The 25,291-nt window shown below is 38.9% G+C and carries 21 protein-coding genes; 1 reads left to right on the top strand and 20 read right to left on the bottom strand.

Translation table 11 applies throughout. The annotated features are described in order from the left end of the window. Positions 1–448: 448 nt before the first annotated feature. The 9 genes from IGK63_RS16520 to IGK63_RS16480 form a co-directional block, all read right to left on the bottom strand. The gene (locus IGK63_RS16520; protein WP_271772431.1) at positions 449–799 is read right to left on the bottom strand and encodes a DUF7006 family protein; all 351 of its coding nucleotides are present in this window, start codon (positions 797–799) and stop codon (positions 449–451) included. Positions 800–820: 21 nt separating this feature from the next. Next, complete coding sequence (locus tag IGK63_RS16515; protein WP_128433023.1) at positions 821–2,299, bottom strand: helix-turn-helix domain-containing protein; 1,479 nt, start codon at positions 2,297–2,299, stop codon at positions 821–823. 51 nt (positions 2,300–2,350) lie between these two features. Further along, positions 2,351–3,616, bottom strand: a complete 1,266-nt coding sequence (locus IGK63_RS16510) for a helix-turn-helix domain-containing protein (protein WP_429972582.1) — start codon at positions 3,614–3,616, stop codon at positions 2,351–2,353. 60 nt (positions 3,617–3,676) lie between these two features. Further along, on the bottom strand, positions 3,677–6,238 hold the full coding sequence (locus IGK63_RS16505; protein ID WP_429962093.1) for a WxL domain-containing protein: 2,562 nt from the start codon (positions 6,236–6,238) through the stop codon (positions 3,677–3,679). Between the two features lie 13 nt (positions 6,239–6,251). Then, entirely contained in the window at positions 6,252–7,280 is a 1,029-nt protein-coding gene (locus IGK63_RS16500; RefSeq protein WP_429962094.1) for a DUF916 and DUF3324 domain-containing protein, read from the bottom strand. A gap of 91 nt (positions 7,281–7,371) precedes the next feature. Continuing rightward, positions 7,372–8,172 (bottom strand): WxL domain-containing protein, encoded by an 801-nt coding sequence (locus IGK63_RS16495; protein WP_429962095.1) that lies wholly within the window; start codon positions 8,170–8,172, stop codon positions 7,372–7,374. A 19-nt stretch (positions 8,173–8,191) separates the two neighbouring features. Further along, positions 8,192–8,503 (bottom strand): LPXTG cell wall anchor domain-containing protein, encoded by a 312-nt coding sequence (locus tag IGK63_RS16490; RefSeq protein WP_429962096.1) that lies wholly within the window; start codon positions 8,501–8,503, stop codon positions 8,192–8,194. Positions 8,504–9,450: 947 nt separating this feature from the next. Further along, positions 9,451–9,846 (bottom strand): hypothetical protein, encoded by a 396-nt coding sequence (locus IGK63_RS16485; RefSeq protein WP_429972581.1) that lies wholly within the window; start codon positions 9,844–9,846, stop codon positions 9,451–9,453. A 336-nt stretch (positions 9,847–10,182) separates the two neighbouring features. After that, complete coding sequence (locus IGK63_RS16480) at positions 10,183–11,901, bottom strand: KAP family P-loop NTPase fold protein (protein ID WP_429972580.1); 1,719 nt, start codon at positions 11,899–11,901, stop codon at positions 10,183–10,185. A gap of 538 nt (positions 11,902–12,439) precedes the next feature. Between IGK63_RS16480 and IGK63_RS16475 the strand changes: the two genes are divergently transcribed. After that, entirely contained in the window at positions 12,440–12,544 is a 105-nt protein-coding gene (locus IGK63_RS16475; RefSeq protein ID WP_416336667.1) for a type I toxin-antitoxin system Fst family toxin, read from the top strand. 260 nt (positions 12,545–12,804) lie between these two features. Here the strand turns inward: IGK63_RS16475 and IGK63_RS16470 are convergent, their stop codons facing one another. From IGK63_RS16470 to IGK63_RS16420, 11 genes are all read right to left on the bottom strand, one after another. Then, the gene (locus tag IGK63_RS16470) at positions 12,805–13,020 is read right to left on the bottom strand and encodes a hypothetical protein (RefSeq protein WP_429972579.1); all 216 of its coding nucleotides are present in this window, start codon (positions 13,018–13,020) and stop codon (positions 12,805–12,807) included. 144 nt (positions 13,021–13,164) lie between these two features. Further along, on the bottom strand, positions 13,165–14,622 hold the full coding sequence (dcm, locus tag IGK63_RS16465) for a DNA (cytosine-5-)-methyltransferase (RefSeq protein WP_429972578.1): 1,458 nt from the start codon (positions 14,620–14,622) through the stop codon (positions 13,165–13,167). A 352-nt stretch (positions 14,623–14,974) separates the two neighbouring features. Further along, on the bottom strand, positions 14,975–15,178 hold the full coding sequence (locus tag IGK63_RS16460) for a hypothetical protein (RefSeq protein WP_002290540.1): 204 nt from the start codon (positions 15,176–15,178) through the stop codon (positions 14,975–14,977). Positions 15,179–15,411: 233 nt separating this feature from the next. Next, positions 15,412–15,891 (bottom strand): phage transcriptional regulator, ArpU family, encoded by a 480-nt coding sequence (locus IGK63_RS16455; RefSeq protein ID WP_016612331.1) that lies wholly within the window; start codon positions 15,889–15,891, stop codon positions 15,412–15,414. A gap of 105 nt (positions 15,892–15,996) precedes the next feature. After that, positions 15,997–16,461 (bottom strand): single-stranded DNA-binding protein, encoded by a 465-nt coding sequence (gene ssb, locus IGK63_RS16450; RefSeq protein ID WP_081117341.1) that lies wholly within the window; start codon positions 16,459–16,461, stop codon positions 15,997–15,999. After that, positions 16,458–18,638 (bottom strand): DNA topoisomerase 3, encoded by a 2,181-nt coding sequence (locus tag IGK63_RS16445; protein WP_429972577.1) that lies wholly within the window; start codon positions 18,636–18,638, stop codon positions 16,458–16,460. Before IGK63_RS16445 ends, ssb begins: the two co-directional genes overlap by 4 nt. A gap of 61 nt (positions 18,639–18,699) precedes the next feature. Then, a complete protein-coding gene (locus IGK63_RS16440) occupies positions 18,700–19,113 on the bottom strand; it encodes a CPBP family intramembrane glutamic endopeptidase (RefSeq protein ID WP_221678994.1) in 414 nt (137 codons plus the stop codon). A 13-nt stretch (positions 19,114–19,126) separates the two neighbouring features. Beyond that, positions 19,127–22,549, bottom strand: a complete 3,423-nt coding sequence (locus tag IGK63_RS16435) for a DUF3991 domain-containing protein (protein WP_429972576.1) — start codon at positions 22,547–22,549, stop codon at positions 19,127–19,129. A 518-nt stretch (positions 22,550–23,067) separates the two neighbouring features. Continuing rightward, positions 23,068–23,259, bottom strand: coding sequence for a hypothetical protein (locus tag IGK63_RS16430; RefSeq protein WP_016612336.1), 192 nt, complete (start codon positions 23,257–23,259; stop codon positions 23,068–23,070). Between the two features lie 16 nt (positions 23,260–23,275). After that, on the bottom strand, positions 23,276–24,787 hold the full coding sequence (gene mobP2 / locus IGK63_RS16425) for a MobP2 family relaxase (RefSeq protein ID WP_429972575.1): 1,512 nt from the start codon (positions 24,785–24,787) through the stop codon (positions 23,276–23,278). A gap of 16 nt (positions 24,788–24,803) precedes the next feature. After that, positions 24,804–25,076, bottom strand: coding sequence for a hypothetical protein (locus tag IGK63_RS16420; protein WP_311904561.1), 273 nt, complete (start codon positions 25,074–25,076; stop codon positions 24,804–24,806). Positions 25,077–25,291: the final 215 nt, after the last annotated feature.

Raw genomic sequence — 25,291 nt, 5'->3', positions numbered from 1 at the left:
AACTGACTCAAATTTGACCCCTCCACCAAATATAATTTCTTATCACAATTATATCATTTTTATACGAAGTTTTTAATCATTGACTAAATTTATATAGCTACTTATTTAATAACTTATGATTAAACAAACAACCTATTTGGATTTTAATAATTAACATTATGTAATGTACTTAATGAACCTAATTAAGTGAGCTGCCGATAGAGCCATCAAAATGATTTGAAAAATAAAGGTCAAAAACTTTTAAGTTTCTGACCCAAAAAAGATCTCATTAGAAGACTCCAAATTATATATTCAACGACATTGTTGTTTCGTGTGAGTAGTGAACGCTGAGAATTAATTCGGGTGTTGAATATTATTTATTAAAAAGAGTGATCAGAAATAATAATTTTTTCTGATCACTCTGCTTATTTTTCTTACTAGCGATTAGGATTAGCCGTGAGCGGATAAATCATAAAACATTGAAAATTATAGAATGTTTTGGTTCCATACTGAGATCATACCCACATAATTCTTTGAAATAGGTAGGATAATCTGTTTCTACCATTCGAACAATATCCTCATTTGAAAAATCATCAAAAACAATCAATTCTGAGACAATCCCCAGCCTTGCATCGATCCCTAAGATTTCGGGTAAGACTTGCCAGAAATTTTCTTTGGAGATTTGTGCGACTAACGACTCTAATCGGTTCGTTTGGCACTGGATATAGTCCTTCAGGACTGGGCTTTCTTGTTCTTTTGCTTCTTCCAAGGTCATTTGAAACCCTTGAAGATAGGCTTCTTGGGTAGTAAATACCGCCATAGTTCTTTTTCCTTCTTTCTTTTAAAAAACGATCCGGTCGATCAATGGATTCAACTGGTGTTTGACCCGTGTCCAGTCTTGCGCCGTCGGAATACTATTCATTAAAATATACTCGGTTTCCATTGCGTAATCCAAAAGGTATGGCCGGTAATTGGTGACGATCAGATCAATCTGTGCATCATTCAGGCGTTCTTGCGTCAATTCCTGCAGTGGAAGAAAGAGTAAATTGTAGTGGTCACTCAAAAGTTCTTGGGCTTGCAGGCGAATCGATTGCACCACCAAATAATCTCCTTCCAGTAAAAACAAAACTTGTTTGACTGGTTGATAATAATGAAACAACATATCCATGTATAACGTAAAACTGACGGCCACATCTTCAAAGGTCACTGCTGAAAAGCGAAGTGTCTGTGCATGCTTTTGTAAGAAGTAGGAATTGATCTCATGGATCTGTCCATAGGTTTTCTTGACCATGACACGAACTTCTTCTAACTCTTTATTCAATACCGGACTCAACGCTTCATTGATCAGACGTGAGACAAAAAACGATGTCATAAAATGGCTTAAGGTGTCGGTATCCCATTGTGCAAAAAACGGATCGGCTAAATAATCTGACGTGACTTGCTCAAGCCCTTCCCAGCAGTTGAAGTGCTGGCTAAATACACGTTCATGATCTACCCGATGGATCGTTCGTTTGACAATGACCGATAAATGAACCCATGAAAACTCTTCTTTGGGTAAATAGATTTCGTATTCCTGATGGATCCTTGCTTGTAGAGAATACAGCAGCTGAAAATCCTTTTCTTGATAATCGATGGTCTTCAACCACTCCGGCAAGGAAACAAACTGGTTTTGATTGACGCGAACCATCGTGATATACAGATGGTAATAAAAGGCAGACACGGTCGTCCCTGTCCCCAATTCATAGGTTCCTAATTTGCCGGACAATTCGTTTAGAATCAATGCATGCAGCCCTTCGGGCGGACGAATCGTAAAGGGGGTCTGTTCACTGCTATAGTAAAAGTCAAAAAAGAACTTTCGGATGTTGGCTTCGTCTCCTACCAAATTGACAGGGTTTAAGGTCAATGTCAAACCATACTCGGCTACGATCGGTACGACTCTTACCAAAAACCGCCGCAGGGTACTTTCGGCATAGCTGTGTTGGTGGGCTAACTCGGCCAGTGCAACGGGTTCACCGTAAAAAATCGTACCAATGATCTCAAACAGAACTTCGTTTTCTAATAGCGCTTCTTTTTTTTCTTGGTACCTTACTCGATCACGTTCATCAAAATGAAAGCCGCTATGAAGTGAACGCAATTCGATGGTCTCACCAAAATGGCTTTTGATCGCTTGGATATCTTTGACCATCGTTCGTTGGGAGATCGTCAATCGTTCACTCAACGCGACGATCGTAAAGTCGTGTTCTCGTTCAATAATGGTCAAGATCCGCATCCAGCGTCGGATCTCGGCACTCGTAATAAAAGAAATTTGCAATTCGCGCATCCCTATCCCTCACTTTTTCATTTGGTTCCTGTTCTTCTACACGTCTACTCGTTAAAAGTACTCGGATAGAATACACCGAATCGCTTCTTTTGTAGGAAATTGTGGCAATTCAATGTTCCCAGTCGCTCTCATTTGTTGGTTTTGATTCGTTACCTTGATATGGCGAAGAACACCTGGTCGATTCACCAAAGAGGCATCGACGAAGTGAAAGCCTCTTTCTTTCCCCGCAGTTTCCACCTCTGTTTTGATCCAACGCTTCAAGGCGGAAGGACCAACCAAATCATAAGAAAGGACGATGGTCTCACTGTATCGCTTTTTCTGCGCCGAAAACTGGGCCATGAGCGCCGCTAGCAGTACGTCCTTCTTGCGACTTTCGGGCACTTCTTCTTCAAGCAGCGGCAATTGGAAAAACGTCTCCATCAAAAAAAGCAGCGTCTCAAACAGACGATAGGTCAGACCTTCGGTCTCACGGACGAGAAGGTGTGGTTCTTTTGTCGGTGAGAAGGCTTGAATAAATGCTTTTTGTGTCAACGGGTTCAAAAACTGACGTTCGTCTAAAGCAAGCAAAAACAACGCTGCTTTTTCTGGTGCCGGCAGTGCCACGTTCACTTGTTGGTCCAGTGCCTGCACGAGGGTCGCTTGCAAGTCTTTGTGTTTGCCTTGATCCGGCAAGCAATAGCCTTGCTCGACACGCACGTTGATTAGTTTCAGCCATTGATTGACGACTGTTGGATCCAGCTGCCACTGGCCTACTTGCACCATCGCTTTTTCCTGATGGAGGTGTCGAATGTGTTCTTGAAGCTCGGTTGGATATAAAGGCAGCGTGAAATAAAAATCATAAAAAAACTGCCGAATACTGGCTTCTTGGCCACGAAGCAGATTTGTTTTAGCGACTAGCTGTAGTCCATACTGTTGCTTTAAAAGGGTTTGGAGTTGTCGTTTCATCCGTTGAAAGCCCGAACTCGAAACCCCGAGAAACGTCGTCCATTGTTGGTTGTCCAAACATTTTCCTGCAGCTAGCTGATCGACAAACAAAAACAGCTTCTCTTCCTCCAACAGCTCTTGTTTCTTTTCATAATACCTCTTTGGGTCAAAAAAAGCGAAGTGATAGCCTTTTTCATTGCCGACCAATTGGATCGTCTTGCCAAAATAAGTTTTGACTGCGCGCATGTCTTCCATGATCGTTCGCCGCCCGAAGCCGGTCTGATCGATCAGAGTCTGGGCTAGGACGTGTTCTTTTTCTTCCAATACCTCCAACAAAGTCAACCAACGCTTGGTTTTGGCCGTAAAGACCAACTGATGAAATAACGTCTGCATCGTTTTTTCTTTCCTTTCTGTGAAGAAAAAGAAAAGAGCCGCGGCCCTTTTCTTTTTCGGCTAATTGTCGGGGACAGCACTTAATTCCCAGGTGAGGGTCGTTTGATAGGTGGTTGTTCTTGGATCCGCCGTTGGCGGCACTTCAAGGGCAACACTTTCTCCTGCACTTTCTCGATCACCAAAACGATAGACCCACGTGCCTGAGCCTTGGCCGTCTTGTGCGCGCACAAGGGGCGTCTTTTCTTCTGGGATCAAGACCACGCCGTCTTGATTTTGTAGCATCGGTTCGCTGGATTCTTGGACAGACGCAAATTGTTGGTTATTAAGCAACAAACGTGCGCCTCTAAGTTGATTGTTTTGAGAATCCATAAACTGACTATTTTGTGTAACTGCTAATTGCCAGCCGTGGCGCTCTTCTTCTGGGCGACGATCACTGACTTGGATATAATTTGGTCGTTCTTCGGCGTCATTGACGGTGCCGTCCAGATTCAACAAGCGTTGCGGTTGGGCATAATAGCACTTGGTCTGTGCAGAAATGCCTTGGGTTCCAAACGAAAAATGTGACGCAAAATCAATACTGAGTGCTCCTTGGTCTTCAGGAAGTTCTGGGGGATTTTCCGGATCCACTTCTTGGTCAGGTGCCAATGGATCGACTGGTAACACAGGATCTAGAGTATCTTTAGTATATACATAAGTAACCGTCTGGGCCTTTTCGGTAAATTGTCCTGATGCATTTTTGGGTATTTCCGTTAAAGAATATCCTTCAATTTCCTTGGCCTTCGTCTCATATTCTTCATCAATCAGCCCGCTGATAATTTCTGGTTCTGCCAGTTCCTTTAGAGCATTATCGACATATTCAACCGTTATGTCTCCCCCTTGTTTCTTTTGATAGACTGCTTGTACAACTGTATCAGTAGTCCCCATTGTAAAAGTAGTCGTTGCATTTGTGGGGTTTAAAATACGGCTTCCGGTTCCGGATACTATTTCCCAACGAAGAAAGTCAAATCTCTCCGCTGGATTCGCATGAATCATGGTTGTCTCCCCTTGAATAATCGTTGTTGTTTCTGCCATAGGCATTCCCCCAACAGTAGGACTCGCTTCTAAGGAAAGTACATAGGAAGGGCGCGGGGGAGCGACCCAAGAAATCCCAGATCCATTAAATATAAGTGTGCTATACCATGATTCTCTGAACAGTTGGGTGTAACGTTCTTCAAAGTCATTTGGATCCGATTCACTAGTTAGTACTTGTGAGCCATTCACCCCAGTGAGAGTGGCATTGACAGAATGCCAAGATGACTTAGGCGTAGAAGAATTCATTGCCATTGTCAGTCTATTTGCATTTATTATAATCCTGCTGGAAGAGTCAGATTCAATAGGTTTTATACCATTATTGGCAACACCATCCCTAGATGATATATAGCTTCTTCTATCTGGTGCTGGAGTTATAGTTAGTGTTCCACTACGAACCAAAGATATCGCAGGACCAACCCAAGGTGAAGACAAGTCAAAGTATCCTCTTAGATTAATATATTGAGCATGAATAATAGATGCATTGTTATTATATGCTGCAAGCATATTATTTATATCAACTAGACCGCTACCATTATGTTTAATAATAGGATCATTGCTGTCTCCCCCCAATAAAGAAAAATCACTTACTTCTAAAGTAGCTGCTCCACTCAGCTCTAAATTATTGTTAGAGCCAGACATATTGAGTACTACACGAGCTTGAGTTGCGGGTCTGCCTATAATATTCACCGAGGTGTTTCTGGTGTTTAATGAACTTCCTAAAATCGAGCCAGAAAAGGAAATTGACTCAGTAAGTACTATTGAGGAAGTATTTCGGTCATTCCATGCACTTCTAAATTGAGACCAATTTCTAATTGGAGCTGACCTTGTCTGAGGATCAACAGAGGCTTTCAAAATCCGATTTGTTTCTGTTTGAATTAGTTCTTCGGGTATCGATAGGTTCTTCTCAGCTGCAATTACTGGTTGAACTGCAACGGGAATATCACTCATCACTTCTGCATCTTGACTTTCAAGTGGCGGCTCCTTGAAATCAGTATTTTCTTGATCCTTTATATCAGAAGATTTCTGGACCTCTGATTTTAGAGTGCTTTCCTCTACTTCTAAATAGAAATGATCCGCGTCATGATCGACAGTCAAGAAGTAGTTTCCCGCTGTCTCAAACACCACAGGAAGAGTAAATTCTGTTTGTTGTCCTTTGGTGTGAAGCGTCCAGTACTCTCCATGGGAATGCGTGATGGACTCCCCATCAGAAAAATAACTTGCCAATACTTGGCCTTCCTTCGGTATCCGTACTAGAACCTCATCTGCAGGATAGGTACTTGTAAAACGTAAGATAACCGGTTGATTTGTGCCTGTCCGAGAAGTCTTTTCTACAAATGAAAACTCTTGAATTGCTGGTGGTGCTTCCTCGACCGGTGTAACAGTATTGGTACTAATTGCTACATAATCTGGTAGATGGCTGCGAAAAGCAGTGAGTGCCTGCTCATCTACTGGTCCATTCGTTTCTGCATAGCCCTGTGTGATTCCCGATGGTATCACTTGTGCCAATAGTAAGAGTGTAGTACATACTACTGCTTGTTTGCGAAAGTTCACGCTACATTCCTCCTTACTCTTTTTCTTGCCTTCTTTTCTTTGAAGCGAAATAAAGCAGAATCACAACCAATAGAATCAATAAACTAATGGTTCCGATCATCCACCAATTTGGGCTATTGTCGATCATGACGTCTTCCCGGTTTAACTTACGGGCATCGTCGGCATCGATCGTAAACTCACGAGTCCAAGACCATTCATTGTCTCCCGACTTTGCGGTTAGTTCTAACACGTAGTTCCCGCTTCGAAAACGGTCGCCCTCTAAGGAAATCGGAAAGTTGAAATTCGAATTAGGCGCCATCTGCATCATTTCTTTACTGGCCTCATAGAGAACGTCGCTCTCTCCTGCTCGTTTGACTGTTGCCTCCACTTCCAAGCGATTCACAAAAGCCGGTGTAAAGTTTTGCAAGGTCGCACTGATCACATTCCGATAGTTCAACTGGTCCGCAAAGACATCTAATAGTTCCAACTCTGGCTGTACAGAATCGCTGGTATTACTGACGACCACACCTATCACATGGGCAAATTCATTCTTGATCGCGACTCCTTCTCCTTCTGGGGCATCACTTTCTTCCTCATCTTTTATTTCGGTGATTCGTAAACCGCCGGCTAAATACCCTTCAAAGGCGTCTTTCGGCATCTGTAAAGGAATATCTATGATCTTTGTTTCTTTTCCCTCCAGTGTAATGACCTCCGAAGGGGTCATCAAATCATCTAAGGAATGGATCAAGGTCGGGTCTGCTGCTTTGGCATCTTTGCCATACTCGACATTCCCTAAAGTATTGGTATAAGCAGTATGCGGCGTTACTTGAACGTTGATTGGTTCTGAACTGGAATTGCCGACTTTCAACTGCAGGGTCTCTTTTTGACCCGGAGCGAGTAACAGCTCATAATACCCTTTGCTTTCATCTACTTGGCTTTCTGGAAAAAGCGGAGTGACATGTGTATTCAAGGCAGTCTCTTCGGCTTGTGCCGAAAGTGGGAAGAAAAAGAAGAGTACTGCTAGTAGCCACAGTCTTCTTGGCATAGCTTGTTTGTGTCTCATTTATCATAATCCTTTCTAAAAAAAGCAGCGCCACAGAGATCTGCAACGCTGCCAGTGACTAATAGAACACGGAAAAGGAACGGTTTACTTCTTATAATTCATTATCAGGAGTTAATTCTAATTCCCATGTCAAGGTAGAGGTATACGTTACCGCATCTTTGGCGGTTGAACCTGGTACGAATAGTTGAATCGCCTCATTCTCCACAACAGCTGCGCCGTCGTCTACTTGTTTTGCGATCGCATCATGATCTCCCCAAACAGCAGTTGAGGTACCGGCACCTTTGTGATTTGCTGCCGTCATAATCGGTACGGCATCATTATTTGGAATCAATTCCAACCCGCTTGCGTGAATGGTCGGCGCCTGAGCGTCATCATTGACACTGTAACGAAGGGTCGGATCGAACAACGTAATTTTTGCGCCTTTTAACACATTATTTAATGTATCCGTAGGTGCTTGGAATTCCGTTAGACTGACACTCAATTCCCAGCCTTCATTGGTACCGCGAGTGTCTTGGACTTGTGCCAAACTGACATAAGGAACTTTATTCTCTTCACCGGTCGTGCCTGTTTTTTGTTGCATCTCAGCGACCATGTTATAATGCTCATCCGTAGTTGAGATAATTTGTGAACCGAAGTTCATGGTTGGTACAGTGGCGATCGTTAAAGGCCCTTTGTTTTCTCCATCCGGACCCGTGACTGGCGGAATAGTTACATCTGGACCCTCATCACCAGGATCAACGATCGTATCGTCATTCCCTGGTGTAAAAGTAATTTGACCATCAGTAGTTGTTTTACGAACTTCTTTTGTATCCTCTTCAGCGAAGGCTTGTACGCCTCCGGCAAAGATCGTTGTTGATAATGCAGCTACAGTTGCTAAACGGATAAATTTCATTCTTTATTCCTGCTTTCATTCAATTATTTTTTTGTGTTGCTCTTCTTCTTTTGTCCCCTACAACCACTAAGACACCGACCACTAAGAAACTGCCGACCCAACCAGCAAATGACCCTTCGGTCATATTCGTTTGGGGTAATGAGCCACCTGGTTTTTGCGGACTGGTACTTGGGGGTGGATCGGGCGGACCGATCGGTTTGTACGCCCCGGTAAATCCAACAGATCCTTCTGACTCGACGGATTGGACCTGTGTACCATAGACGGACAGTGGAAATTGAAGTGCCAAAAACACTGCGAGCATCCCAATCAAACGTCCAACCGTTTTATGCATCTTCCCTCCTCCTTTAAATAGTCGTCTCAAAAATCTTCGTTTTTTAGATTGGTCATTCCATATATCTGTCAAATCTAAGAAACCTTAATTTAACAACAATTATTTTGGCATTCGACCTGTTCGAATGCCTTTTTTTCTGCAAACCCAAAAACGAAGGTTTTTAATACATGAGAATAAACAAATAAGGCTCAATAGCAAACCTTTCTTGCATCTCCTAGATTACAAGATTCTTTATTAAATGAATAATCGAAATTTTCACTTCGACACGCAAATTTAGAAAAACGGACATAAAATAAAGAAGAAGTAAAGCGAGCTCCACTAGAAAAAGGAATGTTTCCAGACTACTACAACGATCCACTAAATCATGCAAATTGCAAAAAAAGAAGGATCAAAAACTTTTAAGTTTCTGACCCCTCGTTATATCACTAGTTGGAACAGTATGCTACTTCACATGCCCCTTTTTTTAAGTCTATTTTTTGATATTAGTATACCTAACATACTTACAGAATCATTTGTAACTAATCCAAACGCATGATTTTTTTGAGGAAGTGAAATATTCCAATATAGATAAAACTCAGTATCAACTATTTATCTGATCTAGCATGTAAATCGACGTCAAAGGGTCCACGTACTGTTCTTATCGTCCTTAGTCTTTCGACAAAATATCCGGCTCCATTAAAAATCTACAAATCTCATCTTGTAAGTTCTTCTGTGGCGTTAGGAAACTCCTAGTTACTTTCATCTATATTCCTCCACTATCAACTCTACTTTTTATTTTTAAACTAACTTTTGAGATAAACAATCGTTTCTAAGAATAAGATATCATCAACATAGAGCATTGCAGTTCATAATTAGGAATTTATTACAATATTAATCTATCTGTTCTGTTTTTATAGCGTCAACAAGTTTACTTTTTTAATTCCTCTATACAATCAATATGAGGAATTTTAGAAGTAGGAGACAACCTTAAAAAATTCTTGTAAATCTTCATTGATTAAAGAAAGGGATATAGGAAATGTTTTTGCTTCGCGTATGGTTTCATCAGGCATATTCATAAGTGTTCTCTCGCAAATAACTAAACTACTCAATCCATCCATATATACTGGTAAGTTTTCCACAGAATAGTAAAGAGTACTATCAATAATTATATGTTCTGTATTTAGTTTTCGCGCAATCCATTCTCTATAAGCGATATGAGAAAATTCATCTTCAGCTACAATAAAGATGTTCCAATTCTTTGAACTATTGTGCAATAGTAACTCTGAAACTTGAAGGCAAAATTTCTCAGTTGTATTCTCTGATAATTTCATGTCAAAGGAATATCGCTTCTTCCATTCCCACATAAATTCTTTCTTTTTTATATCAAAAAAGACCTAAAAAAAGTGTAGTGATCCCTATAAATTATAGAGCCAACGAGTATCCTACGGATTTAAAACATTTGAGAACATGAGAATTAGAATCTTTTTGATCAATCAATTAATTAAAGTAAAATAACAAAAAAATCTAAGCCAGAATGTGGTTTATTCTGACCCAGATTTGATTTTGCACAACTCATCAGTCCATATTGACAAAGAGCCGTAATAGTTTTGAATAAATTTATTAAAATAGATACTCTTAGCTTATGTCACATTGATTTTACATTACGATTAGCTAAGCTTGTTAGTACTTATTTTGAAAAATTACATATATTCTAAAACTCTTAAAATTTTATTATAATTTCTTTCAAAGGAAATCTTGTTTGATTCTTTTAGAAATTTTAAAGCTAGATTAAATTCACTAATATCTAAACTACTATCTTCGTGTGATTTTGATTTACGACTTTTAAAATATTTTCTGATGTTTGGTGTCGCATAGTAATGAGAAAACTTGGTATGGGGCTTCAAATCAATTGAAAGTATCAACATAATAAAATCTGGAAAATAGTATTGCATGAAGAAAATAACAGCTATCTCTTCAAAACTGAAATCAATAAATTCTTTGTGGAATATCAAAGAAATATCAAGTAATTTTTTAACTTGTCTTGGTGTTACTTCTTCTTTCGAGCTGATTATGTTGACCAATTCAGAAACGGCTGCCCTATTATTAGGTTCAATTCCGTCAATGCCACTCAACAATTCATCTATATAATTATTATAACTTTTTGGTGGTAATAAAGTGAAATATAAATCAATATATTTATCTATAAATTCTGCGCCAGATTTTTTCTTTTCCAGCTTTTCATTTCCATACTTATCTTTATTTATTATTAAACTTGAAACAACAGGATATACTACTTTTGGGTTAATGGAAAAAATGAATACTATACCTGGTATATTTAGAAATGCTTCAATAGATGAAAAGAAACTTAAAATGGTGGTTTCTGAACATCTATCGAGTTCGTCTATCATTATTATAAGTTTTTTACTCTCGTCTTTTATCATGAGATCTCTATAAATTTTCAAGTCACTTCTTACTTTTTCTCTATTACCTAAAAATCTTTTATAGTTGGGATATTTAACACTATCTCTGATAAATTCATTATCATTACTAATTATACTTGATATATATAGTATAAATTTTTCTGCTAACTGATATGATATTGTCCCTGTAATAGCTCCTATTGTTACAGAAGAAGCTGCAAAAAAGCTATTAATTATTCCGACTGAAGCAGGATCTTCGATAAAAGTAGCTATAGTATTGAGTAAATAAACCAAAGAGATAATGGAAATCAAAACAAATATGATAGGCCAATATATTAATTGAAGCTCCTTCTTCATTGATAATGACTTCAAAATGAAGCGTATTTTTTTAAAGTATAATTTTGAGGATAAATATTTATCTGATACCCTGTGCAATAGTGAAAACCATATTTGTTCTTGATCATCATACTGAGAAGCATTGAACAATATTATATTATCTTCATCACTCTCAGTCAGCCTATCATTTAATAATTTCAAAAATGTCGTTTTCCCACTTCCCCACTCACCAATAATACCTATGTTCAAAGAAGTCTTGTTGTCTTGTAAAGCTATCATCGAAGTCAAGCGATCTATGCTCATCGCCCTGTCGAGCTTGTCTCCCACGACCTTACTCAAAAAATTTTTATTAATCTTGTCACTATTATTGCGTAGAAAAAGCTCTCTTTCAAAAGCACCTAAGTCATTATCTATTTGATTCAACTTTACCTCTGATGTCCTTAGAGCTAATTCTTGCTCATCATGTGGATCAGTTGTCTGGGATTGAATGTATTGTTCATACTGTTCTTCTTCAAATGTGGCCCTTTCTTCTTCAGTACCCCATATCCTTTCATATTCATCGTTTATCTCTGCTACTAACTCTATTCTTTTCTCTGATAATTCAGCAATCTTTTTTTCTAAATCTTCTAGTTTAATACCTGTTAAATTATTTAAACTATCCACATAGATCACGTCCTATTTCCAAATTTTTTGGGTAAAACTAATTAAATATTACGTTTATTATGAAAGTGACTGAAAATCATCGATAACAAAATTTTTAGTATTTTATCCCTTTTCTCGCAATAATAGCTGATGAAACTATTTATATCAGACTGATCTGCTTCTAACTAATCTTAAATGTGTATAAATTTCTTGCTATAAATCATCGGTGGTACGACACTATTGTTAAGTTCATAGATAAAATTATACAATTTGCTCTAAGAAATGGATATAGTGAGAAAAATAAAAAATAATTTTAAAAAGTTTTTTATTCATTATGTGAAACATGAAACTTAGGTAATTTATAATAAACATTATCATATTAATAATGTTCAAAAAAATGCTAACTCAAAGAAAAATGAATATACACCATATATTGTGTATATAAATTTTTAAAACCCTTTGCTACCACTATATAGCTTTGACTTTCTCCAGAACTTAATTATACTTAAAGGTGTCACTAACTAATCTTACACGTAAGAAACGATTGGGGGTGTGGATCATGAAATACATCTTTCTCAAATTTTTTATTTCTTTTGCTTCTGGTATAGCTTTAGAGCTATTCAAGAGATGGCTAAACAAAAGAGATAAAAGTAATGTTGCGTGACATTTTTAGCCGTGAAGATCCAGTCTAGCAGCTGGATCTTTTTTATATCAAAAAACCCAACTTGCTAGCAGACAAGTTGGGCCTTTTGGGGTTGATCATGAAATATCTTTCTCAAAGTCATTATAACATTTTTCATATCATATTCAACATCATATGAAATATAAGAGGGACTAAAGTTCTTCTCAATTAAACTGAAGTCGAACATCGATCGTATTCTTGGCCAGCTGATAACCAGCTTCGTCAACACCAGAATATACTTCTTATTGCGAAACATTATACCTCTTACCATCTTCGAATTCATAAAAATCTTGGTTGGTAAACAAGTTATAGGCTAAAGCAACCAGTGGTTGCTCCCCACCGGATAACGTGCCATCAAACCATACTTCACTATTGATTTCTCTGGACAAAATTAACCATCGATCGGCGTTGGTTAAATAATCTTTCATCACCAGTAAAGATAAAAACCAACTAAACAATCTTCAAAATAAATCGTATCTTTTTGAATCATTTGGTTCATTCTAACGATTCAGGCATAAATCTTTTATTCAAGTCCTGATACGTTTATCCTACTGATTGATTTGTTGGGTCAATATCCGTGTATATTGTCAAAAAAGTTGATTTTAGCCAGTTTGAAAGTGTTTTGCTATGAAATAAATGACTGATACAGTAACCGAATTTCCAGCTTGTTTGTACAGCTGGCTGTCCGAAGTTTCTTGATCGTATCTGCAGTTATAGTGATCAAGCCCGTTACTGATTATTTCTTCAGCGATCTGCCTATTACCGAATTTCGCTGCCAAAAAGGCCCAATCAGGAAACGACTGCAGTCGCCAACATTCAAGTGGTGTTAGTTTCCGGATCTGAAAATCATCAGTTACTACGGCTTGCTGATCACCTGTAACGACGGTATTTGCGTGCTGATTTCCCACACGTCCCTGACGTTTTGTAGATTTAGGATAAGCGAAATTAATACTATCGGCTGGTAGTGCTGCAGTATAGCCTTTTTTCGTGGCTTCTTTCACCAGTATTTTGGGTTCGTGGCCGCCACCATTCATGGTGGTAAGTGTAGGGCATAACCCATCTACGGAATGGATCGCTGCAGCTGATCGATAGGAACCATCGATCGACCCTGCCACGATAATTCCGTGACGATCTTGTGTGGTTAAGGTAAACATCGGCGCTTCATTTTCCTTCATTCTACGGCCGTTTTGACGAATAGTAGCTTTATCTGGCGTTAGGATCGGGATCGCAATTTTATTTCCTTCTCCTTTGTTTGTGGTGATCGTAGGACTAAGTCCTGAAGCGTCATACACTTGGCCATTCATTCCTCCACCGCTTGGATTGACGTTGCCAACAACGATTTGTTTCGGTGTTTTGTAGTCCGTTGCGGTCAAAGTCCCCATCAGACCGTCCGTATAGTACGTTCTTTCTCGTGTAAATCGACTTAAATCATTCGCTGCATGTGTCGTTCCAGCTAAATGGATCCTTCCTGATTTTTGATCAGCTGATCCTTCTTCTCTTGTGAGAGGAAAAATCTTTTTGGTACCTGCTCCTCTAAGATGTCCGATAATAAATACACGCTCTCTGTTTTGGGCGACAAACTCTTTGCTGTTAAACAGTTGCCACTCCACGTCATACCCCAATTCATCCAGGGTTCGGAGGATCGTCTCAAACGTAGCCCCTCGTTCATGGTTGAGGAGTCCTTTGACGTTTTCAAGGTATAAAAGCTTAGGTCGCAAGATAGATGCGAAGCGTGCAATCTCAAAAAAGAGAGTTCCTCTAGTATCTGAAAAACCTTTTCTTTTTCCTGCAAGGCTGAAAGCTTGGCACGGAAATCCTCCCGTGATAATGTCCACACGTCCGATTCCTCGAATAAATTCATCTGAAAGTTTTGTGATATCATGCATTTCTACCTCCTGTTTTGTGTCAAAAATTGATTGATAACTTTTTCTGGCATGGCCATCGATCTCACAATACCCAACACATCGGTAGCCAGCTTGTTCCATCCCTAAACGAAATCCTCCGATTCCTGAAAAAAGATCTAAAAAGGTGCCTTTATTTTCTGTTGTACCATTTTCCATTGTTCACTCAGTTTCTTCATGCGCATGAAAGGTATTTCAAGTACCTGATGGATTAAGAATACCGAGGAAATGGTTTGTTAAATTTCGGAACAATGGTGGTACTTAGACCTTTTTTTAAGAAAGAAAAGCGATCTTTTTTGCCCTCCACGTTCCAGCCGCCTCCACCACTTAGGAGGGCAAAAAAAATAGACGTGCAAGGCACGTCTGTAGAGCAAAAGGTTGATATTTCGCTGAAATCTTGCTATACTTACTATGTAAAGAGGAGTTGCGCTAACAACTCCCCTACAGCACCGTTTAAGACGGTGGCAGTTTTATTAGTTAAGAAATAACCGCATCCTGCTAAAGTTGACGGTTATTTTTTTGCATTCTTTTTTCGTTTCTTCTTGCTTTTACGCTTAGAAGAACGAGTGTTTATAATCGTATCTGCTAGTTTCACACATGCTTCGATTAAACCAATGAAGGCTAACAAAACAGGCGCTATTGCTAACAAAATGCCGATTATATCCACATCTTGCAAAAGGCTACTCCTTTCTTCAGATTTCGATAGTACATTCATAATGCACCACCTCACTTTCCAAAAAAAGCGCCACCGTCACAAACTTTACTGTACTCATATTATACCATAACTCACGCTAAAAACCTATATTTATCAAGGCTTTTAGCGTTTTTTTTATGTCTAAATTCGAGTGAAATGCTTGTTCCTTCAGTCGCTCCAGCCACCACCACCGCTCCTTCAGAAACCGTGTTGCTGACACAACCCGAAGTGATCGGTAGAAAAAAATACCAGGATCAGGCAGAGATCTCTTGTTCTTTTAAAGCCAAAATAGACAAAGCATTTGCAAACTGCAGTAAGCCTGATTGAGAATCATCGACGATCACATTTTTCTGATAATGGATCCGATCGCTCACATGATTGATTGATAATCCGTAGACAAAACGCATCAAAAAAATCTTTCGTCTCCGATCGGTGATTTCTGGTTTATATGGATGGCTAATGGCCGTCAGACCCAAAGAAAACAAGTGGTGAAAATAAAGAAACTCTTGTTTGAACTGCTGATTTTCTTGAACAAAGCTAGAGTGTTTGATTTCTGGTATATCTTGGTCTAAGAGCGAATACGTTGAATGGATCGGCGGCATTCTCGTCAATCCCATCCTTTCTCTTGAAACAAGATAACTAGAGAGCATCGATCCGATCTCTCCTTTGGTTTTTTCCCAATCGATCACCTCTTTTTCAGGTAATTCAAATTGGTGAACATCAAATAATCGCACATTATTCCTCTTTTCATGATAGGTGATACAAACAGTTGTTGTTTGAACCTGAATTTTATATCAAAAAAGACCTGGGGTTTCCAGGTCTTTTTTCGTCTTTGTTTCTCAAAATGGCAAATCATCATCTGGTAAATCGATTGCCGAGCTGCTTTGTGCAAATGGATTTGTTTCTTGTTTAGGTAGCGGTGGCGGTGTCGGTTTGCTTTTTTCAGCTGTTTCGTTGGATTCATTCGCACGCTGCTCAGACACATCTTTTGATTCCATTAATTGAAACGTCTCTGCCACGACTTCTGTGACGTACACTCGCTGTCCTTGTGGGTTATCGTAAGATCTTGTCTGAATACGTCCAGTCACGCCAAGAAGCGTCCCTTTCTTGGCGTAATTGGCAAGGGTTTCGGCTGGTTTACGCCAAATGACACAATTGATGAAGTCAGCTTCTCTTTGACCGCTTTGATTGGTAAAATTTCGATTCACGGCCAAAGTGAACGTGGCCACTGCAGCACCGTTCGGTGTAAATTTTAATTCTGGATCTCTCGTTAATCTTCCTACTAATACGACGTTATTGATCATGCTTTATTCCCTACTTTCTTTGCTTTTTTTGGCGCATTGACAAATGATACAAAAGTGATCTGTCCCGTATCGCTCAACTTGATTTTTGCATTATAGGTCGTCTTGTCTGCCTTTTTAATTCCTGAAACCACGGTTTCTTTCCCGACTAACAAATCCTTCAGATTGGTTTTCGTCAATTTTTTCTTCCGGAACTGATCAGATAACGTAAACGTACAGTTGGGATAATTCGAACAACCGTAGAAAGACTTTTTCAACACTACATTTCCGCCACATTTCGGACATTTACCGATCGTCTGCTTATCTGCTTCTTTTTTGACTTCCGCTTGGTAGGTGTGGAAATTCAACTTCTGAACATCATCTGGCACGTGTTCGATCAAATGCACGATAAACTTCTTGATATTGGCAATAAAAGTCTCTTGATTCCCTTCTTTTTTACCGATTTTCTTTAAGTATGTTTCCCATTTTGCCGTCATTTCAGCACTGGTCAATAAGTGCTGGCTTTCGACTGCCTGGCACAATAATTTTCCTTTTTCGGTAACGATCAATTTATTTTTTTCTACTTTGATATATTCTTTTTGCTTCAGTGTTTCAATAATGCTCGCACGTGTCGCTTCTGTACCGATTCCTTCGACTTCCTGAAGGATCTTGATCGCTTGTTCATCATCTACGGTCTTATTAGCCGTTTTCATTGCTGTAAGTAACGTGCCTTCAGTAAATGGTTTCGGTGGCTGCGTCTCTTTCTCCACACTTTTTACATCCGCTTGAATCGCTTCACCGATCATCACAGTTGGTAATGTTTGGCTCTCTTCGTTCTCCTTGTTGGTATCGGCTTTGAATAAGATCTTCCATCCCTCGACTTTTGGCACTTTTCCCGTCGCTTTAAAACAGAGAGTTGACACTATGGTTTCTATTACGGTTTCTTCATAAGTATAATCTGGTAAAAACATGGCGATCGTTGTTTTCATGACGAGCAGATAGATTTTCTTTTGTAGATCATCTAATTTATTAAAGGCTGACTCACTTGCGACTTGCTTCGTTGGAATAATGGCGTAATGCTCTTGCACCTTACTTCCATCGACATATCGCTTTCTTGGCTGATCTTGTGCCATGGGTTCATCTATGGATAAAAAACGGGCATAACTGTCGTAATTCGCTTTTAAGTATTGAAATTCACTGTCTGTAATAAATGGTGTATCTGTTCTTGGATAGCTCAACAATTTTGCTTCATACAGTCCTTGCATGGCTTTCAACGTCTGACTGGCTGTTGCTTTGTACAGCTGATTGATTTTTGACTGCAGGCTGCTCAATGAGAACAAATTGGGACTATTCGTTTTCTTCATTTTTGTTTGAAGATCTTTGATCGTTCCTGGTTGTGTGCCGATTGCAGCGCCCTTAGAAGAAACAAAGGAAAGTAGTTCCTCTTTAGTAGAAAAACGTTGTGACGGGCTTAATAGGGCTTTGAACGAGCCGTTCGTTGCCTTAATCAATGATTCGATTTCATAAAATGGTTCTTTTTTAAAATGCTCGATCATTTGTTGGCGTTGATAGATCATGTAAAGCGTTGGTGTTTGTACCCGTCCAAGAGAAAACGTTCCATTTGCCCCTTTTGAACGAAGATTCAACGTGTAAAGCATACTCCCGTTCATGCCAATGAGCCAGTCGGCAATTTGCCGTGTCTGTGCTTCTTGATAAAAAGGATAATAGTCCATTCCTGGCTTTAAATTTTTAAACCCACTACGAATTACATCTTTTTCAAGACTATTGATCCATAAACGCTTGTATGTTTTTTTATTAGAAAAAGCGCCTGATTCATGAATGATCGACCAGGCGATATTTTCCCCCTCTCGATCACTATCTGTTGCAATAATGATCGTATCGGCTTTCTTTAACAGTCCGGAAACGATCTTAAATTGTTTTTTCTTATCAGCTGCGACCTGAAAATCGTATTGTTGCGGAAAGATAGGCAATGCATCCAATGCCCAATTCTTCCATTTTTCATCATAATGTCCTGGTTCTGCTAATTCGACCAAATGGCCGAAGCCAAAGGTGATAAAAGTCTCATCTGAAAAAATTGGATCTTGGATCTCAAAAAAGCCATCCTTTTTCACGCTATGCTTTAACGCACCAGCATAGGAAGCTGCTTGACTTGGTTTTTCTGCTAGTATTACGGTAGTCAATACGTACACACCTCTTTTTTTGTGATTGATAATCAGTATAACGAAAAATAGTTTAGATTTCTTATAAACCAGGAATCAGGGCGATAAAATTATAAGCACTATGAACGATCATCGATCCATAAGTATTTTTTGTTTTGAGTGAAACCCATGAATAGACCAGGCTGTTTAAAAAATAGGGCAGTAGAAAAACCTGCCCATGTAAAGCGGAAAAAATGAAACTAGAGAAAAGAACTGCAGCTGGTAAATTCGTACGTCGAATCAAAAAAGGCAATAGTTTGACCCGTATCAAGTATTCTTCAATGATCGGTGCCAATACAATAGAGAACGTTGCGGCGGAAATGGAAATTCCGTGTCTTGCTTCAGGAAGTCTAGGAAGATACGTTGAAAAAAATTGTTCGCCTATCCACATACTAAGAAGGGATAGCACAACGGCCATCCCTATTCCCTGAATGATTGTAAAAATCATTCGTTTCATCCGTTCACCTTCTTTATAAGCTCAATGCTGGTTCAGATTCGAGAGACTTTTTTCTTTGATTTTCGCCCTCGTTTACTTGATAGACCAGCTCATTGTTCCAATCCCATTTTTGTGTTTCTTGTCCAACCGGAGCTTGCGGAAACTCTGCTTGAAATTCAATCGGTTGTTTTTCTTTTTGATTGTAGGTGAATTTTTTAAATCTCTCCAAAAATTCTTTCCCAGAATTATCATTATCGACACAGAAAGATATTTCTTCAACTCCTGAAGGCGCTACACGCTGTGACTCTTCTAGATAATAGTAGACCGTTTCCGGCTTCAAACCCTCCATAGAAACAAACCAGGTATCCTGCAGATCAGATTTATTTAGTGTCATATAGCTCATAAGATCAACGCCAGATTCAAAGAATTTCAACCGTTTAGGTTCGCCATTTCTAACGTTAAATCCAACAAAATTATCGGAACCTGGTTCGATTTTTCTCCAGGTTGAGTCTTTGATCGTTCCCTTTTCACTGTTTCCACAGATTTCCCCTTGATTATTCCAAATCAATACTAGGTTATTACGTTTATCTTGTCGTAAAAAACCTTTGTTATGAAGAACATTGACAAGCTCTTCATCAATGCAGCGTTCCTCTATTAAATATTTTTTTGCTCGAACAAAAGGCCGTTCATTTTCTTTATCATATTTGTAGTCAATTTTTTCTTCTGGTTCAAATTCCGTTGCGTCATAGTCATTGTCTGTAATATGTCTAACGGCTTCTTTAAAGTCCTTTATTCCAACAATCTTTTGGACAAAGTCAATCGGCCCACCACCAAAATGTCCGTTATTTTCAATAAACAAATTTTTGGGGACTGTAATAACTACAGAATGATTGTCTGCAATACGATATTGTTTGGCAGAATCTTTTTTTAAGTCAATGCCATTTTTATGAGCGATATCTAGAATCGATACCGTCTTCGCAAAAGCAATCTGTTCCGAGAACGTTTTGTAAGTCTTTTGTGATTCGGTCAGCTTTTGTTTTTCTACCGTGGGCGCTTGCTCTTGTTCTTTTTGTTCCAATTCTTGATGGATCATCAGTTGCGTATCGATCTGTTCAATCATTTGGCGAGAGAACACTTTCACCTCTTCCATTTGAGCTAATTTATCCTCAACGGTCTGTCCGTTCTTTGTCCAAGCCGCAATATAAGGAATCGATTCTTCTTTTGTATCAATGCCATAGTGGTGGGCAACGATATACGCAGCCAGCTCCGCTTGAAATTCTTTGACTGAGCTAGAATAATTTGAGTTACTCGTTTTTGAGTGAAGTTTTGCATGTGCCAATTCGTGGATCATGGTTGGCACTTGTTCTGCTTGTGTAAACCGAGGATTCATGAAAAGCATTTCTGAGCCATCAATGCCCTGACCATATGCCCCTTTTGCGGTTCCTAACACTGGCGTAACAGTCGTTAGATCATCAATGATCGTTAGGCCTTCTGATAAGGCATAGGTTTCTAATGATTGGTATAACAGTTTCGTGTTTGTGGCCTTCGTCAAATCAAAGTTATAAGGACGATTAGGGAAAATTTTCGGCAGATCAGCAGCTGTGGCCGTCGTCTGACTAATATCAAAGACCGGCACGTTTTTGAATGCCCTTCTTTCTTCTGTTTTCAGTTCTCCTTTGAGTATCTTCTCTTTTTGTTGCTTGGTGGCTTTCGATAGTGACTGTGAACGTCCCTGTTCGTTGATAAAACATTTATACGTTGTTGGCGCCAAAACCCGTATGGCTTTTTCTCCCTTGCGAATAAAAAAACCAGCTTCTTTGAATTTTTTCGCACCGGCAACAGCGTGAGCATGAGGTAATTGCTTTTGGATCAATGCCGTATTTTTTAGTGAGTAATTGTAAAACTTACTCATAAACGCACCTAGTTCTAAGACGTCTTCCGGATCATCAAAATGATTCTTGATATTTTCCATGGCATCTTTGACGAGTTGGTCGGTTTCTTTTTTTAGTTCTTCAGCTGATTTTCTTTTTTTGACTGACTGCTCTTCTTCAGAAGGTTCAACTTTCTTTTGAGTATCTAGGTTAACGACTGTGAGTTTCCCTTGTGTCAAAGGTACTGACGTTCCTTTATAGTAATCACTCGGATCAAATTCGATCAGTCCATGATCAATAGGCACTCCCATGTAAATATTATTTTGTTTTTTATAGTCATTCCATTGGCTAATAAAAGAGGAAAGATATTTAGGATTCAATCGGTTATTTACCAAAAAATCATCATTTAATTTCTGTTCAGCTTCTTTATGATCTTGACTAAACCAAATATTTTCTTCAGTTAATTTCGCATGTAAATCAAACTCATAGGATGCTACTGTACTTTTAAAAATATTTTCCTCATCTGTATAGATTCTGAAAAAAGCCCCTTCTGCATGGTTTTCAATTCTTAAATAGTAAGCTGCTTTTGAACGATCGTTTGTTACGGCATTCGTCTTATCTTTTGCAGCTAACGATTCAAGCTTTTTATAATAGTCTTGGTTACTATTGACCCCGTCCCCGACGTCTAAACGAAACGCATCGACGATTTCTCCATCTTTAATTTCCTGAAAGTAAAATTTATAATACCCACTTTCCATTGGTCGATCTAAACGTTTGATTTCTTCGATCAAAGGTTGTGAAACGATCTCTCCTTCAAAATTACGAATGCTTTCCGATCCCTCGTTAAATTCAACTCGATAGAAATGGTTCAAGGCAGCTTCTTGATCTTTTGTAGCGTTGGGTACCTCTGTAGTGTCACCCGTTAGTTCGTTTAAAATATCAGAAATGACCGACTGTTCTGCTTCCGTTTTTGCGGCATACCGTTGAGAAGATTCGAATGTTCCCGACTCCGTTAATTCAACGGCCAGTTTTCTATAACCTTTTACAAAGTAGATCATTGGATTTTTTTTCCATTGTGTCAGACGTCCACTTTCAATCATTTTTTGTGCTTGTTCATTCATATGTTTATCCGCCCTTTCTGATCGACGCTTCAATTCTTCTAACTCAACCAGTTGCTTTTCGTATTTCCGAATCGTTGCGGCCGAATACATCGAGTTTCCTTGCTTGGCTTGTTCGATTTCTGCTTTGATCATTGGAATGTTATCAATCCTCATAATCAGACCGCCTTGCTTATTTAGGCCGAGTTCTTTGCGTTCCTTTTGGTATTCCAACGTCGAGATCCGTTCCTCTTGTGCTTCTATTTCACGAAGAAGAGTTCTAGCCCTACCTTCCAGCTGCTCTTGTCTATTAAAAAAAGACCGGCCATTTGCTTTGTCATTCATCGGCTGACCGTTTGTTTGTGCTTGATGGTCATAGACTCTTGAAATTTGCGCACTGTATTCTCTCTTCAGACGTTCCAACTTTCTTTTTGCTCTTGCTAATCGACTATTGTCTATTTCTTGTCGATCATTGTCCTGTTGTTCCATCAACTTTCCCTCCAAAAAAAGACCGGCTTTCGCCGATCTTCTTTTTTTATTCTGTTTACTATTTGAAAGTGGCTCTATCAATTTTGAAATTGATCTATCAGTTTCCTTGAAATAAGAAAGTTTAAACTTTACATATATTTTTCTTGCACAAGGATTAGCTCTTATTGCATATGATAAAATTTATTTAACAGTTTAAAAATAAAAACTATTCAAAGAAAGTTGGCGATAATAATGGGATTTTGGTATTTTTTAACGTTAGCTGTCGGCATAACTTTGTTGATCATAAGTGTTTCAAATAAAGAAGTATCTAGATCAACCAAATTCGTAATAGCCTGTTTTGTTTTAGGGATCTTGTTAGTCATAGGTAGTCTAATTTTATTTTTAACAGGCAGCTCTTCGGTTATTGAGCAACTACTTCAACTAAATTAGCTTCGCTTATTAAAAGCCGACTTCCCAAAAAGGAAATCGGCTTTCATTTGTGCTGGTCGAAAAAAATTTTTCTACGGCCGGTTTTGACCTTACTTTAGATCCAACTGAACGATCAACGGCTCCCCTTCTTGTGTGGCTTCCTCCAACATTAAAGAATAAACGTCGGCATCCTCTTTCGTGATACGTACCTGTTGCGCACTCATTTCTCCTGCACCCACTTCTTGAATATTCATCGTTTGATTTTTTGTATCCACGCTATTGATGAAATAATAATTTTCCATATCTTTCCTCTTTCTCCTAATTGAATAGGTCAGACTCTTGACTCATTTTTGCTTGTTCGATTTCACGCTGCAGCTTTTCAAAAGCTACTTTATTTTTGAATTGATCAAATTCATTGCTCGTCACCCGTTCCAGGTGTTTGACTTGATTTGTGACCGACCGACGATACTTGAATGATTCCTTAAATGGTTTGGTTCGCTCACTTGGATTTCTCTTTGGCGGTGATCGACTTTCATTCGTTTCTTTCCCCTTGAAGTACTCCTGTTTCATTCTATTGTATATTTCTTTGTTAGGTCTTTTTTGCCCTGATAGCGAAGACGGACGGAAAGGTTTTTCTTGTTGGGAAGAATCATTTTCCTTTTTCAGTTCTTGGAGGATACTGTTTCCTAATCGATAATAAATACCATCCGGCCCGTACATTCGGCCATCGTAAAATGATTTTTTCTCTTTGCTAGGATTTCCCTCACCATAAGTTGCTTTCTTGAAAATATCTTCCTCTTTTGCCAGCTGTTTGAATTCTTCAAAGTGGCCATTGTCTTTCATCAATGAATCAATCAGCTGGTTCATTGTTTCTCGACTTTCTGACGTTAGGTTTTTACTATTCCACTTGCTTTGATTCTCCGGCAGCTGCGCTTTTAATTCCTCAAGCAACAGAACACTTTCTTTTTTTGGTGCAGCCATTTCTGTTTTGATTTCACTACGAAGACCATTTCTCAAATCATTCAATCGTTCCAATTCGCTCGAACGATCAAAGATTAGATTCGCAAAAGTCGATTTCATTTTTTCTAATGTTTCATCGGAACGCTGGCCTTTTCTTTCATAGCGATTATGCTCTTTAACAAAAATCATTTCACGGGTAGGTTCAACTTCTGTCGTCGCAAAATGCACGTGAAAGTGACCTGTATTGTAATGGATCTCACCTACACTGATTGTTGATCCATTTAATTTTTCTTTCTCATAAAGGACGTTCATCATTTTTCTACCAGCCATGATCAACGGTTCCCTTTTTAATTCATTTGAATATGGATTGTAAATGCCTGCTTCAATCAATGCTTTTGTATCGAAAGACACCACATCTTGAAACAATACAGATTCATTTTTGTTCGCTCGATCGAATAATTCTTTGTATTGCTCAACTTCTTGTTGCGTCAAATCATCATTGTTGAAATCAAACATCCCTGTATTCAGCGACCATATTTTTTCTTGCGTTTCTTTTTGCATGATCTCAATTTGCGCTTTTGATAAAGTCGAATAATCAGCGAGACGTTTGTTGATCTCCCCTAGCGATACTCTTTCTTCATCTGTCAATTTTGATTGAGCGAGTAACGCATTTTTTCGATCCATATAATCCAAATAGCCTTCAAATGATTGACTCGGATCGTCATTCGTCATGGCCGTTTCAAAGTCAGAAAGGTCTTTTTCTTGATACACTTTCTTATCTTCTCGATCCATATATTTTACATACTCAGAATCAAACGAAATGACAAAACCGCTCATTAGGTTGATATAAGAGCCAGCACATTGTGTCATATGACCACCTCATTCATTAAATACCATCAGCTTCAAACGCACGGTACAACAATGCATTATTCGTGTCGACGTATTGTTGTAGAATGTGCTTAAAATCATCCAAACTATCTTTAATCGCATCAACTTCTCGATTATTCGTTAGGTCATTGATCATTTCATTTTGAAGAATCTGATTGATCACTTCGTTTCGAGTGACTTTCTTTCCTGTATTAAAGGTTTGTTTCTTAGCTCGCTGTTCGAGGTACGCAACCAACGGCTCATTTTCAACTATTAAAGTAAATCTTGGCATGAAAAAACCTCCAGCTATTTAATCATTTTTGAATCTTATGAGTGCCTAAAAGAGTTAGAACAATGAAAGAGCATAAGGTGAACGCACCACTCTCATGGAGAGAGTGGGAAAATAGGCTGTGCCTATTGCGTTTCAAGACCTTTAGAGAAGTCACCACAACCCTTTTTTTAATGGCACTCAGCTACCACTACCGATGGCACCTAGGTGGTACTTTT

It is taken from the genome of Enterococcus sp. AZ040, assembly GCF_050499185.1.
Taxonomy (GTDB): Bacteria; Bacillota; Bacilli; order Lactobacillales; family Enterococcaceae; genus Enterococcus_D; species Enterococcus_D entomosocium.
This window is presented reverse-complemented; position numbering and strand designations above follow the sequence as displayed.

Excerpts from the sequence above, each read along its gene's own strand:
- IGK63_RS16520 (WP_271772431.1), bottom strand. The coding sequence starts at position 799 with ATGGCGGTATTTACTACCCAAGAAGCCTATCTTCAAGGGTTTCAAATG.
- IGK63_RS16500 (WP_429962094.1), bottom strand. The coding sequence starts at position 7,280 with ATGAGACACAAACAAGCTATGCCAAGAAGACTGTGGCTACTAGCAGTA.
- mobP2 (WP_429972575.1), bottom strand. The coding sequence starts at position 24,787 with ATGACACAATGTGCTGGCTCTTATATCAACCTAATGAGCGGTTTTGTC.
- IGK63_RS16515 (WP_128433023.1), bottom strand. The coding sequence starts at position 2,299 with ATGCGCGAATTGCAAATTTCTTTTATTACGAGTGCCGAGATCCGACGC.
- IGK63_RS16495 (WP_429962095.1), bottom strand. The coding sequence starts at position 8,172 with ATGAAATTTATCCGTTTAGCAACTGTAGCTGCATTATCAACAACGATC.
- IGK63_RS16490 (WP_429962096.1), bottom strand. The coding sequence starts at position 8,503 with ATGCATAAAACGGTTGGACGTTTGATTGGGATGCTCGCAGTGTTTTTG.
- IGK63_RS16435 (WP_429972576.1), bottom strand. The coding sequence starts at position 22,549 with ATGGAACAACAGGACAATGATCGACAAGAAATAGACAATAGTCGATTA.
- IGK63_RS16475 (WP_416336667.1), top strand. The coding sequence starts at position 12,440 with ATGAAATACATCTTTCTCAAATTTTTTATTTCTTTTGCTTCTGGTATA.
- IGK63_RS16485 (WP_429972581.1), bottom strand. The coding sequence starts at position 9,846 with ATGTGGGAATGGAAGAAGCGATATTCCTTTGACATGAAATTATCAGAG.
- IGK63_RS16430 (WP_016612336.1), bottom strand. The coding sequence starts at position 23,259 with ATGGAAAATTATTATTTCATCAATAGCGTGGATACAAAAAATCAAACG.
- IGK63_RS16440 (WP_221678994.1), bottom strand. The coding sequence starts at position 19,113 with ATGAAACGAATGATTTTTACAATCATTCAGGGAATAGGGATGGCCGTT.
- IGK63_RS16420 (WP_311904561.1), bottom strand. The coding sequence starts at position 25,076 with ATGCCAAGATTTACTTTAATAGTTGAAAATGAGCCGTTGGTTGCGTAC.
- dcm (WP_429972578.1), bottom strand. The coding sequence starts at position 14,622 with ATGGAAAATGGTACAACAGAAAATAAAGGCACCTTTTTAGATCTTTTT.
- IGK63_RS16510 (WP_429972582.1), bottom strand. The coding sequence starts at position 3,616 with ATGCAGACGTTATTTCATCAGTTGGTCTTTACGGCCAAAACCAAGCGT.
- IGK63_RS16460 (WP_002290540.1), bottom strand. The coding sequence starts at position 15,178 with ATGAATGTACTATCGAAATCTGAAGAAAGGAGTAGCCTTTTGCAAGAT.
- ssb (WP_081117341.1), bottom strand. The coding sequence starts at position 16,461 with ATGATCAATAACGTCGTATTAGTAGGAAGATTAACGAGAGATCCAGAA.